Here is a 15060-nt window from a genome sequence, read left to right on the forward strand (position 1 = left end):
GTCAGGATTTTCCGATCAGGAGGATGGCGACGACCAGGCCGTAGATGGCGATGCCCTCGGCGAGGCCGACGATCACCATGGCGCGGCCGAACAGTTCGGGGCGTTCGCTCAGCGCGGCCAGCGCCGCGGCGCCGGTGTACGCGACGGCGACGGCCGCGCCGATCGAGGCCCCGGCGACCGCGATGGCGGCTCCGATGAGGGCCGCCGAGCCGGAGCCGGAACTCTGCGCCGCCGTCGCCGCGTCCGCGTGCGCCGAGCCGCCGCTCAGCCCGACCACCAGCAGCGCCAGGGCTCCCGCGAACAGGACCGCGTCCGCCGCCAGGACGGACCGCAGCACGGCCTTGCCGCGGCGGCGCAGCAGCCGGTGCGTCACGGCGAACGCCCCGACGAGCGCCGGCAGTGCGATCAGCCAAGCGATCATGTCGTCACCTCCGTGCTGTGCGGTGCGGGCACGTCCTCGTGCCCGGCGGTCCGCGTGGGTACGTGCCAGGGCCGGAACGGCCGTCCCTCGGTCTCGAAGACGCGGGAGAACAGCTCGTAGAATTCCAGGCGCAGGGCCTGGACGCCGGCCACCAGCGCCTCCAGCGCGAAGGCGAGCGCGTTGCCGGCCAGGAAGACGACGGCCGCCGCGACGAACGCCGCGGGCCCGGCGCCCGCGAGCGCCGTGGTGCCCTGCCAGACCATGGCGCCGAGCGCGGCGTGGGTCAGCCCGAAGGCGGCGAGCCGGGCGAAGGAGACGGTGTTCGAGCCGATGCGGATCACCACGTCGAACAGTTGGACGCCGGTCTGCAGGGCGCCCGCGGCGCCGCCCGAGGACGCCGTGAACAGACCGGTGCCGGCCAGCGCCAGTCCGGTCACGGCGAGCAGCGCGCCCGCCGTCAGGAGCGCGGGCGTGTGCAGCGCGGCACCGCCCGCGAGGCCGCCGAGGCCGAGGAAGACGGCGGCGCCGGCGATGCCGGAGGAGGCGTACAGGGCGCGGCCCGGACCGCCCTCGCGCCACCGGTTGACGATGCCCGCCGCGTAGGCGAGGGCGAGCAGGACCGCGCCGAGGGCGATCGCGCCGACCAGCAGGCGCAGCGGCTGGTCCATCGGGTTCAGCCACAGCACCGGCAGTACACCGGTGGGGCCGAAGAACTCCCCGTAGGCGATGCCGGCCAGGATGCTGGTGACCCCGGCACCGGCCAGGAAGGGCCAGACCTTCCGCAGGGGCGCCAGGCGGCGGACGCGGCCGGAGCGCAGCAGCAGCGCGCCGAGGAGCAGCAGGAGTCCGTGGCCGGCGTCGCCGAACATCATCCCGAACATGACGACGTAGGCGATCCCGGCGGGGAGGGTGGGGTCGACGTCGGCGTAGGGGACGGTTCCGTAGGTGCGCACCAGCGGCAGCAGGGAGCGCCGCACCGTGCCGTGCTCGGCCAGCCGGGTCGGCGGATCGGTTCCGCGCGGCGGCCGCAGCGGCACCACGGCGCCTCCGACGTCCGCGAGCAGACCGGTGAGCCGGGGCAGGTCGGCGGCGGGGCACCAGCCGGCCAGCGCGGCCACGTCGCCGTGGAGCACGGCCGCCTGCCGGTGGGTCTCCAGTTCCGCCTCGCCGGCCAGCAGGTCGGCCCGGCCCTGACGCCGCAGCGCGTCGAGGTCGGGCTCGGTGGCGGACAGCAGCGGCCGGGCGGGCCGGGCGCCCAGTGCCTGGAGCCGGCGGGCCGCGGGACCGGGGGCGCCGCGGTCGGCGTCGTCGGCGTGGTCCAGTTCGACGCAGCCCGCGTCGGCGACCCGCACCAGGGTGTCGCGCAGCGCCGCGCGGGGGGCGACGACGGCCACCCGCCGCATGCGGGCCGGGGTCAGGGAGTCAGCCCACGAGCTCATCGAACGCCTCCAGCGCCCGGCCGCCCTGGGCGGCGCACTCCAGGCCGGCGCGGACCCGCCAGGCGTCGACGCCCAGTACGGCGGCCGCGGCCACGACGGGTGAGGCGTCGAGCCGTGCCCGGCGCAGCATTCCCAGCGCCTCCCCCTCGACCGCGTGCCACCAGCGGGCCTCGGCCCGCCACAGGTCCTCCGGCCGTTCGACGTCCGCCAGGGCCCAGCGGGCCGGGGGCGCGAGCCGGTCGCGGAAGCCGGTGAACGACGGCGCGCGCAGGGCGGCCGGTCCGAGCAGCGACGCGGCGCGCCGCCCGGCGGGTCCGGTCAGCCGCAGGCCGGTGAGACGGACCTCGCGGGCCACCAGCAGCGCGGCCCGGCCCGCCGCCCAGCGCGCGGCCTGCGGCACGTTCGCGGCGGTCCGGGCGGCCGCCGACAGCCGCATGCCGGTGACGACGGCGGCCGGTGACTCGGCCCCGGGATCGCCCCAGGCGGAGGTGGCCAGCACGGCGCGCAGCCCGGCCGGGGAGGTGGTCCGCGACAGCCGCGGCCACGCGGTCGACAGCGCGCCCAGCCGGTAGGGGGCGCGACGCGGCGCGCCGGACAGGGCGCGCAGGTGGTGGTGGGTGTTCTCGATCTCGAAGGCGGAGGCCAGCAGGCGTACGGCGACGGTGCCGGGCCGCGGCTGCCATCCGGCGAGCACCCGCAGTTGCCACACCAGGGCCTCCGACACGGCACGCTGTGCGTCGGCCGCGCCGGCCGTCACGTCGAGTCCGCGCCGGTAGCAGGTGCCGGCGAGTTCGCGCAGCGCGTCGGACAGGCTCGGCGCGGTCGCCAGGCGCCGTGCCGTGTCGGGTCCGGCCCGCCCGGCGGCCATGGCTTCGGCCCGGGTCACTCCCGCGACCCACCCTGCGCCCATGGCGTCTCCCGGTGTGGTGTTCCGGGCCGTTCCCCGGCGTCGTCGGTGTGCGGCGCTCCGGTCAGTTCGTCCGTCGCCCGGGACACCAGCCGCGCCGCCAGGTCCGGCGTGCGGGCGCGTGCCCGTTGCCGCAGGTCCGCCACGGCTCGTTCGGCGGCGGCGTCCGCGCGGGCGGCCTCGGCGGCGGCCTCCTGGCGGAGGCGCGCCGCGGTCTCGTGGCGTACGTCGAGGGCCCGCTCCCGGGCCGAGCGCACGATGCGTCCGGCGCGCTCGGCGGCGGCACGGCGGCGGCGAGCGGCCTCGCGGGCGGCGGCCTCGCGGATCGCGGCGGCCTCGGCGGCGGCGGCGTCGGTCGCGGCGAGCGGCGCCCGCAGTTCGGCCGCGAGTTCGGCGGACCGGTCGGCGGGAACGGCCCCGCCGGCCGCCGGACCGGGTGAACCGGCCGGCCGGAAACGCGCGAGGAACGCGCGGAAGTCCGGCATGAGCACCTCCCGGCCCGCTCGATGACCGCTCGCCCTCTTGCCCTCTTGCCCTCGAAAGTCTCCTTGTCCTCGGACTGTTCTGGAGGACTGTTCCGGCAAGACCGTTCCGGAATGTCCTCGCTTTCCACGGTACGGAGGTGACGCGAGGTGTCCACAGGGGCCGGTTGACCTGGGCAAGGGGCCGTGCGGCCCCTGTGGCCGCGGCCACCGCGGCGGGAAGGTGGCCTCGGAGGACTCTCGCCCCTGCGTACGGCCGGAGGTTGCCATGGATGACCGAAACGCGCGGGAAGCCGGTACGACGTCGGCCGAGGCCCGTCGTGCGGTCCCGGGCCTGGCCCCGAAACCGGCGGAGGAGTTCCGCCAGGACCTGATGGTGCGTTACCTGCAGGCCATGGCCTCGCAGTCGGCGGAGGCCGCGGCGCGGGAGCCGGCCACCACCGCCGCACGGGCGGCCGTACCGCCCGCGGCGCACGCGATCCCCGTGCCGGAGCTCCAGGTGCGGCACGTGATGCGGCGGACCGTCGCGGGGATCTCCGCGGACACGCCCTTCCTGGAGGTCGCCCGGCTGCTGGCCCGTGAGCAGGTCGGCGCGGCGCCCGTGGTGGACGCCGACCAGCGCGTCATCGGGGTGATCGCGGAGTCCGATCTGCTCGCGCGGGCCGCGTCCCTCGCGTCGGACGAACGGCCCGGCACGTTCGAGCGGCTGTTCGGCCGGCGTCAGGCCCCCGGGGGCGACGGCGGGACGGCAGCCACGCTGATGACGGCACCGGCGCTCACCGTCCACCCGTGGACCCATGTGCTCGAAGCGGCCCGTACGGCCGCGCACTCCCGGATCCGGCAGATCTACGTCACGGACCACAAGGGCACGCTCGTCGGCGTCGTCAGCCGCAGCGAACTGCTGCACGCCCTGGTGCGGGAGGACGCGGCGGTCCGGGAGGAGGTCGTCTCCAAGATCATGAAGGAGGAGCTGGGGATCGACCCGGCGCGGGTGGACGTGCAGGTCCGCAACGGCACGGTGACACTGAGCGGCTCGCTGGACGCGGAGGCGGTCCCGCGGCTGACGGAGGCGGTGGCGGGGATACCGGACGTGGTGGAGGTGGTGGACCACCTGATCGCCGTGTGAGCAGCCGGGACGCGCGGCCCCGTCCCCCGGTCGTACCAGGTGACGACCGGGGGACGGGGCCGTGCGCGGGCGACGGGGGAACAGCGGGCGGGGACGGCGTGGGCCGGCGGGCGCGCGGGGTGGCCGGGGTGTCCCTGGACCTGCCCGATCAGCTTCGATCCGCTTCGATCCGCTTCGATCAGCGGGGCGTTCCCGTCCTGCTGGACCAGCGTGCCAGCAGCAGGGCGAGGACCAGCAGGACCGCGCCGACGACGAGGATCGACAGCGGTGCCGCGAGCGATCCCGGAAGGTAGCGTTCCGCCGTCTGCGGCACCGTCTGCAGGGTCGCGAAGGCGCCGAGCAGCAGCGCCCAGACCTTGCGCAGGGCCACGCCCAGGGCGAGCAGGGCGCCGGCGGTGGCCAGAGCGAGGAGGTGACCGGCGGCGAGGTCCATGGTCAGCTGCGCGCCGACCAGCAGACCGAGCGCGGCGGCGAGGTACCCGGTCTCCCGCGGAAGGACATGGCCGCGGTGCGCGGCGGCGCCCCACAGCGCGGACAACAGCCAGACACCGGCCCCCGGAGCCCACAACGGCACGTCGTCGCCGAGGCATTCGATGCCCGCGGCGAGCGTGACGGCGGCGCCCGCGAACACCGCCAGCTGCTGCAGCGGTGCGGGCCTCACAAGCCACGGCACGATGCCGTACGCCGTCGCGGCACCGGCGGCGGTCAGCGCCGTGACCTGCGGGGAGAACGCTCCGGCACGGGCGGCGAGCACGCCCGCGAAGGCGGCCACCGAGCCGGTGGACGCCAGCCACAGCACACCGCGCAGCCGCACGAACGCCGGTTCGGCCGCATCGCGCAGCAGGGCACCGGCGACGCCCAGGACGACGGCGGCCACCGCCGCGAGGGCGAGCTGCGCGCCCATGGGGATGTCGGGCCACAGCCGGTCCGCCGCCAGGAACCCGGCGACGACCGCCATCGCCGCCCCCAGGTAGCCCAGCGCCTCGACCACCAGCGGCACCCGGCCGGCCGGGTGCGGTCCGGCCGCAGGAGCCTGGGCCGCACCCCCGGCCTGGGCCGCGGGAGCCTGAGCCGCACCGGCCTGATCCGTACGAGCCCGGGCCACGGTGCCCTGCTCGGCGTCCGCTGCCGCGCGGGCCCGTTCGGCGGCCTCGATCCGTTCGGCCTGGCCCGCGTCGAGCAGTCCCTCCGCCACCCAGCGGGCCAGCCGGGCGTTCAGCTCCGCGTCGGGCGGGATCCTCGCCATCGTCTGCCTCCCCACCTGCGCGTCCGGCGCGCACTCATGGCTCGACCGGGCTACCGCTGCCCGGCGTGGTGCGGGTGGGAGGCGGTCCGGTTCTGCCGGGCATGGTCGGCGATCTGCTCGGGGGACGGCCGTTCACGCGTGAAGACGTCCTGCCCGACGGCCGTGGCCTCCCAGGTGTTCGCCGGGTTGGCGGACGCGGTGAGCAGCCAGGTGGCGCAGATCCGCTCTCCGCCCTCCTTGTGGTACTGACCGCTCCAGCTGGTCACCGACGCGGCGTCGCTGCGCTCGTTGTGCCAGGCCACCGTCCAGCCGAGGGTGGTGCCGTGGTCGGGGAAGTCGGCCGTGTCGTAGCGGCCGACGAGCGGGTAGGCACCCGCGGCGTGGCCGGTGGCCGACATGTAGGTCCCCCTGATTCCTCCGACGGGGTCGACCGTGATCCTCATGTGCGAGCCGACCTCGTTGTACCAGTCACCGCTGATGCTCATCGCTCGCTCCTACTCCTGTCGGCGCACGGCTGTCGCCGCCCTGGTCGGGCCGGGAGCCCACCGGGCTTCCGGCCCGTGCTCGGCTCCTGCTTCGATCGTTCGCCCCGCGCGCACCCCCGTGCACTGGGCCGAACGTCCCCGGGCCCGGGCCCGGGCGGGGGTGACCTGGAGTCCTGCCCGGCCCCACACCGCCGGGCGGCGGGACCCGGCGTCCGGCGGGACCCGGCGGCCGCCTCGGAGTGTCGTCGTACCGCTCGCGCCGGCCGTAGTGGTCCCCTTCCGGCGGCGGCAGGGCCGAACGGCCCACCCGTCGCCGGAAGCAGGGCCGAACGGCCCACCCCCGTCGGCCCGGACGGCCCTGTTGCCGCACTCGCGCGGGCATAGGCTGGAATGAGCCTGCGGGGCGAGCGAGGGAGTCCGCCCGCAACGGCAGTTCCCGGCGAGGGAGTCACCGCCCCTGTCGGAGGACGCCGCAGACGGGTGGGCTGAGAGGCCGGATGGTCGAGAGACCGGACGGCGACCTCCACAACCTGATCCGGACCATGCCGGCGAAGGGAGCCCACCTCGCAGGTTCGTCCGTGCCCCCGGGAGCGTCGTCTCCAGGGGGTTTTCGCGTGTCCGGGCCCGCCGGGGCTGCCCGACCCCGGGCGTGGGCCGGGTGGCCCCTGGCGACACGATCTTCGCCGGTCCAAGGTGGGACGGAGAGTTGCCGTCCAGCCAGGGGGTACGGTGCCGAGTCATCTCACCGCGAGCTTTCCGGCCGGTCACCCCCGCCCCGGGGCGTCCGTGCCGCGGCCCGACGGATCGTCGGCGCCGGTCCAGCGGCTGCGTCCGGACGAGGTGTTCGGCGCGTACGGCACCTCGGTCCGCGGCCTGTCCGGCGCGGAGGCCGGGGCCCGCCTGGGGTACTACGGCCCCAACCAGCTGCCGCGGCCCCGCCGCAAGGGGATGTGGCGGCGCTTCGCCGCCCAGTTCACCGATCTGTTCGCGGTCGTCCTGATCGTCGCGTCGGGGCTGACGTTCCTCGCCTACGCGCTGCAGGATCCGCGCGACGTCGGGAACCTGCAGCTGGCCTTCGCGATCCTGGGCGTGGTGCTGCTGAACGCGGTGATCGGCTTCGTGCAGGAGTACTCGGCCGAGCGCACCGCCCAGACGCTGCAGGCCATGGTGCCGCACACGTGCCGGGTGCTGCGGGACGGGGAGCGGCTGGAGCTGCCGTCGGGGGCGCTGGTGCCCGGCGACGTGGTGGCCCTGGAGGCCGGGGACGCGGTGTCCGCGGACTGCCGGGTCGTCGAGGCCCACGGCCTGTCGGTGAACAACGCTCCGCTGACCGGGGAGAGCTCGGCCGTCGGCCGGGTGAGCGAGCAGACGGCCGCGGACACCGCGCTGGATTCCCGCAACTGCGTCTTCATGGGCACCACGGTGGTGTCCGGCTCCGGCAAGGCCGTCGTGTACGCCTCCGGCGCGGCGACGGAGTTCGGCAGGATCTACCGCCTCACCGACGAGGCGCCGCAGCAGAAGACGCCGTTGCAGCGCGAGGTGGCGGTGATGGCCCGGCGCGTGGCGGCGCTGGCCGTCGCGATCGGCGCGGGCGTGTTCGCCCTGCGCCTGCAGACGGGGCAGCCGCTGGTGTCGGCGTTCGTGTTCGCCCTCGGGGTCATGGTCGCGCTGGTGCCCGAGGGGCTGCCCGCGACGCTGTCGGTGTCGCTGGCCATCGGCGTGCGGCGGATGGCCCGCCGTCAGGCGCTGGTCAAGAGGCTGCTGGCGGTGGAGGCGCTGGGCTCCACCACCGTCATCTGCACCGACAAGACCGGCACGCTCACCCAGGCCGAGATGACCGTGACGCAGTTGTGGAGCGACGGGGCGTCGCACACGGTCTCCGGGGTCGGCTACGCCCCGGCCGGCGAGGTCGCCGGTGCCGACGGGGTGCGCGCGCTGCTGCGCGCGGGGGCGCTGTGCACCGACGCCAGGCTGGTGCCGCCCGAGCGGTCCGAGGGCTGGCGGGTGCTCGGCGACACCACGGAGGGCGCGATCCTCGTCGCGGCGGCCAAGGCGGGGCTGGACACGGCGGCGGAGAAGGAGGCGGCCCCGCGGATCGGGGAGTTCCCCTTCGACCCCGTGCGCAAGCTGATGAGCACCGCCCACCGCACCTCACGGGGCGGCCTGCTGTGCGTCAAGGGCGCCCCGCAGGAACTCCTCGCCCGGTGCGACCGGGTGCGCCGCGCGGGAGGCGACGAGGAGCTCACCGGACCGCTGCGGGACGCGGTCGTCGCCGCCGACGACGAGATGGCCGGGCGGGGACTGCGGGTGCTGGGCGTCGCGGTGCGCCCGGTCGACGCGGTGCCGGACAGGGCGGAGGAGGCCGAGGCGGGGCTGACGTTCCTGGGCCTGATCGGCATGCTCGACCCGCCCCGGCCCGAGGTGTCGGAGGCGGTGCGGGCCTGCCACCGGGCCGGCATCCGCATCGTGATGCTGACCGGGGACCACCCGCTGACGGCGGAGGCGATCGCCCGCCGCGTCGGCATCGTCACCGACCCCTCCCCCACGGTGGTGACCGGCTCCCGGCTGGACGCCATGGACGCGGACGCGCTGGACGGACTGCTCGCCGGGTCAGGTCAGCTGCTGCTGTGCCGGGTCAGCCCGGAGCACAAGATGCGCGTCGTCGCCGCCCTGCAGGCACGCGGCGAGGTCGTCGCCGTCACCGGGGACGGCGCCAACGACGCGCCCGCGCTCAAGCACGCCGACATCGGCGTCGCGATGGGCGCCACCGGCACCGACGTGGCCCGGGAGGCCTCGGAGATGGTGCTGCTGGACGACTCGTTCGCCTCCATCACCGCGGCCGTCGAGCTGGGCCGGTCGGTCTACCGCAACATCCGCAAGTTCCTCGCCTACCTCTTCAGCCACAACCTGGCCGAACTCGCCCCGATCCTGGCCGCCGCCTTCGCCGGGTTCCCCCTGGTTCCGCTGACCGCGATCCAGATCCTCGCCATCGACCTCGGCTCCGACGTACTGCCGGCCCTGGCGCTGGGCGCGGAGCCGCCCGAGCCGGACACCATGGACCGCCCGCCCCGCTCCCGCCGCGAGCGGCTGTTCTCCGCCGAGCTGGTGCGCCGGTTCGTGTTCCTGGGGCTCGTGCAGTCCATCGGGGTGTGCACGGTCTTCTTCTGGCAGGTGCACTCCGCCGGCATCCCGTTCGCGGACTTCACCAGCGGCGATCCCGCCTACCGTAAGGCGATCACGCTCACCCAGGCCGCGATCGTGGTCAGCCAGTTCTTCAACTCGCTGGCCGTGCGGACGGACCGGCAGAGCGTGTTCACGGTGGGGCTGTTCTCCAATCCCCGGCTGATCGCGGCCGGCTGCTTCGGCATCCTGCTGATGGCCGCCATCAGCTACACGCCCTGGCTGCAGGACGTGTTCCACACCGCGCCCCTCGCGCTCGCCGACTGGGCCGTCCTGGCCGGCTTCGGCGTGCTGCTGCTGACCGCGGAGGAGGTCCGCAAGTGGTGGGTGCGCCGCACCCCCGCCCCCGCCGGGGCATCCGCCGGGAACGCCGCCGGGACATCCGTCGGGAAGGCCACCGGGAACGCCGCCGGGACATCCGTCGGGAAGGCCGCCGGGAACGCCGCCGGGACATCCGTCGGGAAGGCCGCCGGGAACGAGAAGGAGGAGACGCCATGAGGGTCATCGTGGTGGGCTGCGGCCGGGTCGGTTCCGCGCTCGCCGCCCAACTGGTCAACGAGGGCCACGACGTACGGGTGATCGACCGCGAGCCGAAGACGCGGCGTCACCTGCCCGCCGGGTTCTCCGGTCGGTTCCTGCCCGGCAACGGCTTCAGCCGCACCGTGCTGGAGGCGGCCGGCATCGAGCTGGCCGACGCGTTCGTGGCGGTGACCTCCGGCGACAACACCAACATCGTCAGCGCCCGCACCGCGAAGGAGACCTACCGGGTGCCGATCGTGCTGGCCCGCATCTACGACCCCCGGCGCGCCGACATCTACCGCGACCTGGGCATCCCGACGATCGCCAGCGTGCGCTGGACCGTGCACCAGCTGCACCAGATGCTGCTGCACCGCCACCTCACCCCGGAACTCGACTTCGGCAACGGCGAGACGCTGCTGCTGCGCTCCCGGTTGCCCGCCTATCTCACCGGCCGGCACCTGGGCGAGCTGGAGGTCGACGGCGAGATCCGGGTCGTGGAGGTGACCCGCGGCGGCCGGTCGTTCCTGCCTACGCACCACACCCCGGCCGAGGCCGACGATCTCGTCACGTTCGCCGTCGCCGCCGACGCCCTGGGCCGGCTGCGCGGCTTCCTGGACAAGGAGCTGGGCACTTGACTTCCTTCCCTCGCCTAATGGCGGGGGAGTCCAGCGGTCGCCCGCTGGGGTTCCTGCTTCACCGACGACCGCCCCGTCCGGGAGGACTCCCGTTGAGGTCTTACACCGTCTCCACAGGCAGACGCCGCCGGCCCGGCGGCCAGGATGTTGCGTGCCGCGTTCACGTCGCGATCGTGCACGATGCCGCAGTCGCATGTCCACTCGCGGACGTTCAGCGGCAGTTTCCCGCGGACCGTGCCGCAGGCACCGCACAGCTTGGAGCTGGGGAACCAGCGGTCGATCACAACGAGTTCGCGCCCATACCAGGAGCACTTGTATTCCAGCATCATGCGCAGATCCGTCCAGCCCGCGTCGGAGATGGCGCGCGCGAGCCTGCCGTTCTTCAGCAGGTTGCGGACGGTGAGGTCCTCAATCACGACCGTTTGGTTCTCACGGACGAGACGAGTGGTCAGCTTGTGCAGGAAGTCGCGGCGCCGGTCGGCGATCCGCGCGTGGATCTCGGCGGTGCGACGCCGGGCTTTCTCACGGTTCGCCGAGCCCTTCGCCTTCCGCGACAGCTCACGCTGCGCGCGGGCCAGGCGGGCGCGGTCACGGCGCTCGTGCTTCGGGTTCGCGATCTTCTCCCCGGTGGACAGGGTGACCAGGGAGGTGATCCCGGCGTCGATGCCGACCGCCGCCTCAGTGGCGGGGACCGGGGCGACGGTGTCCTCGCAGAGCATCGAGACGAACCAACGATCCGAGCTGTCGCGGGACACGGTCACCGTCGTGGGCTGCGCACCCTGCGGGAGGGGACGCGACCAGCGGACGTCCAGGGGCTCGGTCATCTTGGCCAGCGTCAGCTTCCCGTCGCGCCATGTGAAGGCGCTGCGGGTGTACTCGGCCGACGCGCGGGACTTCTTCCGGCTCTTGAACCGCGGGTACTTCGCACGCTTGGCGAAGAAGTTCGTGAACGCCGCCTGGAGGTGGCGCAGCGCCTGCTGGAGCGGGACGGAGGACACCTCCGCCAGGAAGGCCAGCTCCCCGGTATTCTTCCACTCAGTCAGCGCGGCGGAGGACTGCACGTAGGACATCCGGCGCTGCTCGCCGTACCAGGCCCGCGTGCGCTCCTCCAACGCCTTGTTGTACACGAGACGGACGCAGCCGAACGTGCGCGACAGCTCCGCCGCCTGCCCGTCCGTGGGGTAGAAGCGGTACTTGAACGCCCGCTTGACCTGCTGCTTCACACCTCACACGCTATCAGTTCCCGCGTGGGTGACGGGTTTCGGCCAGGGGGCCTCGGCGGTGAACGCCGGTCCGCCCTGACGGCGAACCGACTCTTTTCGCCCTGCTCCGCAGGAGCTTCGCTTCTCCTCGGCAAGCAGGAGGTACCCCCACCGCGGCCTGAAGGCCGGGGTATCCACGAAGGAAGGCCCCGATGAACGTCATCGTCGCCGGGGCGGGCCGCCTCGGCACCCAGATCGCCCAGGTCCTGGGCGCCGCTCAGAACCGCGTCACGCTGATCGACCGGGACGACGACCGGGTCGCCGCGCTGCGCGGGCACGTGCCCGCCGAGCTGTACTGGGGGGACGCCTGCGAGCCGGGCGTCCTGGAGGACGCCGGTGCGGGCGCCGCCGACCTCCTCGTGGCCACGACCGGCGAGGACGAGGACAACCTGGTCATCAGCCTCCTGGCGAAACGCCAGTTCAAGGTCGCCCGGGTGCTCGCCCGGGTGAACGACGAGGACAACGCCTGGATGTTCACCCCGCACTGGGGCGTCGACACCGCCGTCCCGGGCGCCGCGCCCCTCATCTCGCTGATCGAGGAGGCGACCAGCGCCACCGACACCGTCGCCCTGCTGCGCCTGAGCAAGGCGGGCGTCGACGTGATCGAGACGACCATCACCGCGCACTCCCGTGCGGCCGGCCGCACGCTGGGCGAGCTCGCCGTCCCGCCGGGCATCGTCGTCACCGCCGTGGTGCGCGGCGGCGAGCCGCTGGCGCCCGCTCCGGATCTGCGGCTGCGGGAGGGCGACGAACTGCTCATCGTCTCGCACACCGCCACGGAGAGCGAGGTCCACGCGGTCTTCCAGTGAGGCGGACGCGGGTGCGCGGCCGGTGGGCCACCGGCCGCGCGAAAGGTGCGGCTCAGCGCGGGACAGCGCTCAGACGTGCCGCACCGGGATGGTCCTGGTGTCCGCCGCCTTCTCGGGCACCGGCACCGTGACGGTCAGCACACCGTCCTTGTATTCGGCGGTCGCCTCGTCGCCCTTGGCGCCGGCCGGCAGCCGGACGGACCGGGTGAAGGTGCCGTAGCGGAACTCCGAGTGGTGCTTCCCGGTCTCCTCCTCGCTCCGCTCGGCCCGCAGCGTCAGAACGTCCTCGGCGACGGTGATCTCGACTTCCTTGCCGGGGTCGATGCCCGGCAGCTCCGCCCGCAGCACGTACGCCCCGTCCTTGATCTGCTCCTCGATGCGGATGCCGTGCGCGCCCGGCGCCTCGCCCCAGCCGAACAGGTCGGGGAGCGTGGACCAGCCGGGCAGCCGCTCGATCATGCTGCTCATGTCTCCCTCCTCTCCTCTTCGCCTTCTTCGCCTTCTTCGTCTTCCTCGCCGTTTCGTGGTTTCCGGTTTTCGTGGTGTTCGTGGTGTTCGTGGTTTTCGTGGCTTTCGTCGTCCCACTCCCTCCCAGGCTCCTACCGCGGCCCGGCGGACGCGTGGGCCGTCCGGCCCAGTGCGGGACCCGGTCGGCCCTGTCGGCCTGTCGGCCCTGTCGGCTCCGTCGGCCCGGTCAGCCGAGCATGCGTTTCCTCCACTGGGGGCCGATCCGCTCCCATTCCGCGGCCCACTCCTCGTACCGCCGCCGGTCCAGCCGGCCGCGCGCCAGCCGCCCGCCGCCGAGCACGAGGGCTCCGGCGCCCAGTGCCGCCGGCACGCCCAGCAGCGCGGCCTGCACCCGGGCCTCCGTGACGCCCGGCGGCTGCGTGACCGGGGTGCCCGTGCGGTCGAGCCAGACGGTGACCCGGGTCCCCGCCGGCTCGCCGGGGGCGACCTTGACGCGGTCCGTGCGGGTGGCGCCGTCGGCGCCGGTCCAGCGCACCCGCGCCCACACGGTCCCGTCGGAGCCGTACCCGGTCATGGCCGGCGCGCTGGGGACGTCGTCGGTGAGGACCGCCGACACGGGGTGGGTGTTCGCCCGGCGCGCCGCCAGGCCGTCCGTCACCCACCCGCCGACCGCGAGCCCGGCGCACAGCGCCGCGAGCAGGGCGAGGAACCAGGCGGCCAGGACCGTCCAGGCCTCCACGCGGTCGCTGTGGCGCCGCAGCGGGTTCCGCCGCCAGCGCCAGAACCGTACTTTCGCCGACCGGGTAGGACGCGCCTTCTTCATGGGAGACACCCCTTCGCGTGTGCCGCGTCAGGTTCCCCTCCCCTGCTTGCAACGTCTCACGTCCGGCCGCCGCGGGTCAGGGGCCGACCGGGGCGACCGCCGGGACGTTGGGGCACGCCTCGTGCCCCGCCCGACCCGGCACCCGGGCCGAGCGGTACCGGCGGGCGGAGCGAGGACCGTGAGGACCCGAGGCGTCTCGGACCAGGCGGAGCGTCCCGGATCAGCGGAGCGTCAGGTCAGGCGGGCCGTGCCGGTCGCTCGCCGGGGGCGTGGGGCGCGTCGGGGAGGTCGGGGTCGAGGTCCACCCGGCGGGGCGGGCCCAGCAGCGCGCAGTCGACGTCCACCACGCCCTCCACGGCCCGGGTCAGGCGCGCGGCGACGGGCACCAGCGTGGTGTCCCGGACCCGTCCGGTCAGCCGTACGACGCCCTCGCGGACCCGTACCCGCACCCGCTCGACCTGGCCGGGGAAGAGCGTGGCGACGACCTCGCGGCGCACCTCCCGGGCGATGTCCTCGTCGCTCCGCAGGAACACGCTGAGCAGGTCGGAACGGCTGACGACGCCCTGCAGCACACCGGACTCGTCCACGACCGGCAGTCGTTTGACGCCGCCCCGCGCCATGGCGCGGGCCGCCTGCGCCAGCGTGTCGCCGGTCCGGGCGGTGACGGCCGGCGCCGTCATCAGCTCCCCGGCGGTCCGGGCGGCGGCCTTGGCCAGGTCGGGCGAGCGGCGCAGCCGGGTGTGCGCGTCGGGGTCCTCGTCCCGGAACTCCTCCTTGGGCAACAGGTCGGCCTCGGAGACGACGCCCACCACACGGTGGGCGTCGTCCAGCACGGGAAGGGCGCTGACCTGCCAACTGCGCATCGCCCGGACGATCTCCTTGAAGGGGGCACCGTCCGTCACGGCGACGACGGTGCGGGTCATCACATCGCTCACGGTGTGCGGGGTGCCGTACATGGTGTCCTCCGGCGCGGCTCGGACGCGGGGTGGCGCGGTGCGCGTGAGCGCCCGTCTTCAGGCTGGGCCACGGGGACGCGCCGGGCATGGGCCGAGTGGCCCCTACCGGGGATCCCGTCGACACTTCTCGCGGACGGCGGTGCAACCGACGGGGGAACGACCGCCGAATGGTTACCGGACGACCGCGAAACCCTCACGCACAGGACAGGACAGCAAACGGACAGTAGGCGACATTCTCGCGTGTCCGTGACAGGAAGGCGCTGAGCTGTCCTGGTCGTCGGACGGGTGGAGGTGAGACGGAG

General features: G+C 74.5%; 14 protein-coding genes and 1 riboswitch. Of the genes, 4 read left to right on the forward strand and 10 right to left on the reverse strand.

Going from position 1 to position 15060, the window contains the following annotated elements:
• Position 1: 1 nt before the first annotated feature.
• The 4 genes from VKA29_RS22535 to VKA29_RS22550 are packed head-to-tail and all read right to left on the reverse strand — an operon-like array spanning position 2 to position 3252.
• On the reverse strand, positions 2-421 hold the full coding sequence (locus VKA29_RS22535) for an ATP synthase subunit C (protein ID WP_324787749.1): 420 nt from the start codon (positions 419-421) through the stop codon (positions 2-4).
• Positions 418-1860, reverse strand: a complete 1443-nt coding sequence (locus tag VKA29_RS22540; protein ID WP_324787751.1) for a V-type ATPase 116kDa subunit family protein — start codon at positions 1858-1860, stop codon at positions 418-420. The genes VKA29_RS22535 and VKA29_RS22540 overlap by 4 nt, the downstream gene beginning before the upstream one ends.
• Entirely contained in the window at positions 1844-2770 is a 927-nt protein-coding gene (locus tag VKA29_RS22545) for a hypothetical protein (RefSeq protein ID WP_324787752.1), read from the reverse strand. Before VKA29_RS22545 ends, VKA29_RS22540 begins: the two co-directional genes overlap by 17 nt.
• Entirely contained in the window at positions 2743-3252 is a 510-nt protein-coding gene (locus VKA29_RS22550) for a hypothetical protein (protein ID WP_324787753.1), read from the reverse strand. Before VKA29_RS22550 ends, VKA29_RS22545 begins: the two co-directional genes overlap by 28 nt.
• 265 nt (positions 3253-3517) lie before the next feature.
• Between VKA29_RS22550 and VKA29_RS22555 the strand changes: the two genes are divergently transcribed.
• Entirely contained in the window at positions 3518-4375 is an 858-nt protein-coding gene (locus VKA29_RS22555; RefSeq protein WP_324787754.1) for a CBS domain-containing protein, read from the forward strand.
• Positions 4376-4553: 178 nt separating this feature from the next.
• On the opposite strand, the gene VKA29_RS22560 is transcribed toward VKA29_RS22555, so the two are convergent.
• Together VKA29_RS22560 and VKA29_RS22565 are read right to left on the reverse strand one after the other, a co-directional pair.
• The gene (locus VKA29_RS22560; protein ID WP_324787755.1) at positions 4554-5621 is read right to left on the reverse strand and encodes a hypothetical protein; all 1068 of its coding nucleotides are present in this window, start codon (positions 5619-5621) and stop codon (positions 4554-4556) included.
• Positions 5622-5671: 50 nt separating this feature from the next.
• A complete protein-coding gene (locus VKA29_RS22565) occupies positions 5672-6106 on the reverse strand; it encodes an avidin/streptavidin family protein (RefSeq protein ID WP_324787756.1) in 435 nt (144 codons plus the stop codon).
• 431 nt (positions 6107-6537) lie between these two features.
• Positions 6538-6680, forward strand: a riboswitch (TPP riboswitch).
• A gap of 155 nt (positions 6681-6835) precedes the next feature.
• On the opposite strand from VKA29_RS22565, the gene VKA29_RS22570 reads away from it, so the two are divergent.
• Complete coding sequence (locus VKA29_RS22570; protein WP_324787757.1) at positions 6836-9784, forward strand: cation-transporting P-type ATPase; 2949 nt, start codon at positions 6836-6838, stop codon at positions 9782-9784.
• The gene (locus tag VKA29_RS22575; RefSeq protein ID WP_324787758.1) at positions 9781-10440 is read left to right on the forward strand and encodes a potassium channel family protein; all 660 of its coding nucleotides are present in this window, start codon (positions 9781-9783) and stop codon (positions 10438-10440) included. The genes VKA29_RS22570 and VKA29_RS22575 overlap by 4 nt, the downstream gene beginning before the upstream one ends.
• 14 nt (positions 10441-10454) lie before the next feature.
• Here the strand turns inward: VKA29_RS22575 and VKA29_RS22580 are convergent, their stop codons facing one another.
• Positions 10455-11663, reverse strand: a complete 1209-nt coding sequence (locus VKA29_RS22580) for an RNA-guided endonuclease TnpB family protein (RefSeq protein WP_324787759.1) — start codon at positions 11661-11663, stop codon at positions 10455-10457.
• 191 nt (positions 11664-11854) lie between these two features.
• Here VKA29_RS22580 and VKA29_RS22585 point away from each other — a divergent pair, with 191 nt between their 5' ends.
• The gene (locus tag VKA29_RS22585; protein WP_324787760.1) at positions 11855-12511 is read left to right on the forward strand and encodes a TrkA family potassium uptake protein; all 657 of its coding nucleotides are present in this window, start codon (positions 11855-11857) and stop codon (positions 12509-12511) included.
• A 69-nt stretch (positions 12512-12580) separates the two neighbouring features.
• Here the strand turns inward: VKA29_RS22585 and VKA29_RS22590 are convergent, their stop codons facing one another.
• The 3 genes from VKA29_RS22590 to VKA29_RS22600 form a co-directional block, all read right to left on the reverse strand.
• The gene (locus VKA29_RS22590; protein ID WP_324787761.1) at positions 12581-12979 is read right to left on the reverse strand and encodes an Hsp20/alpha crystallin family protein; all 399 of its coding nucleotides are present in this window, start codon (positions 12977-12979) and stop codon (positions 12581-12583) included.
• A gap of 226 nt (positions 12980-13205) precedes the next feature.
• Positions 13206-13802: a hypothetical protein gene (locus VKA29_RS22595; RefSeq protein WP_324787762.1), complete on the reverse strand. Its 597-nt coding sequence runs from the start codon at positions 13800-13802 to the stop codon at positions 13206-13208.
• A 236-nt stretch (positions 13803-14038) separates the two neighbouring features.
• Positions 14039-14758 (reverse strand): CBS domain-containing protein, encoded by a 720-nt coding sequence (locus VKA29_RS22600; RefSeq protein ID WP_324787763.1) that lies wholly within the window; start codon positions 14756-14758, stop codon positions 14039-14041.
• Positions 14759-15060: the final 302 nt, after the last annotated feature.

Origin of the sequence: Streptomyces sp. H51, assembly GCF_035656535.1 — a bacterium.
GTDB lineage: Bacteria > Actinomycetota > Actinomycetes > Streptomycetales > Streptomycetaceae > Streptomyces.

What these genes read in the sequence shown, in the direction of transcription:
- VKA29_RS22560 (WP_324787755.1), bottom strand. Translation starts at nt 5,621, where the DNA reads ATGGCGAGGATCCCGCCCGACGCGGAGCTGAACGCCCGGCTGGCCCGC.
- VKA29_RS22550 (WP_324787753.1), bottom strand. Translation starts at nt 3,252, where the DNA reads ATGCCGGACTTCCGCGCGTTCCTCGCGCGTTTCCGGCCGGCCGGTTCA.
- VKA29_RS22575 (WP_324787758.1), top strand. Translation starts at nt 9,781, where the DNA reads ATGAGGGTCATCGTGGTGGGCTGCGGCCGGGTCGGTTCCGCGCTCGCC.
- VKA29_RS22585 (WP_324787760.1), top strand. Translation starts at nt 11,855, where the DNA reads ATGAACGTCATCGTCGCCGGGGCGGGCCGCCTCGGCACCCAGATCGCC.
- VKA29_RS22565 (WP_324787756.1), bottom strand. Translation starts at nt 6,106, where the DNA reads ATGAGCATCAGCGGTGACTGGTACAACGAGGTCGGCTCGCACATGAGG.
- VKA29_RS22600 (WP_324787763.1), bottom strand. Translation starts at nt 14,758, where the DNA reads ATGTACGGCACCCCGCACACCGTGAGCGATGTGATGACCCGCACCGTC.
- VKA29_RS22590 (WP_324787761.1), bottom strand. Translation starts at nt 12,979, where the DNA reads ATGAGCAGCATGATCGAGCGGCTGCCCGGCTGGTCCACGCTCCCCGAC.
- VKA29_RS22540 (WP_324787751.1), bottom strand. Translation starts at nt 1,860, where the DNA reads ATGAGCTCGTGGGCTGACTCCCTGACCCCGGCCCGCATGCGGCGGGTG.
- VKA29_RS22595 (WP_324787762.1), bottom strand. Translation starts at nt 13,802, where the DNA reads ATGAAGAAGGCGCGTCCTACCCGGTCGGCGAAAGTACGGTTCTGGCGC.
- VKA29_RS22535 (WP_324787749.1), bottom strand. Translation starts at nt 421, where the DNA reads ATGATCGCTTGGCTGATCGCACTGCCGGCGCTCGTCGGGGCGTTCGCC.
- VKA29_RS22555 (WP_324787754.1), top strand. Translation starts at nt 3,518, where the DNA reads ATGGATGACCGAAACGCGCGGGAAGCCGGTACGACGTCGGCCGAGGCC.
- VKA29_RS22545 (WP_324787752.1), bottom strand. Translation starts at nt 2,770, where the DNA reads ATGGGCGCAGGGTGGGTCGCGGGAGTGACCCGGGCCGAAGCCATGGCC.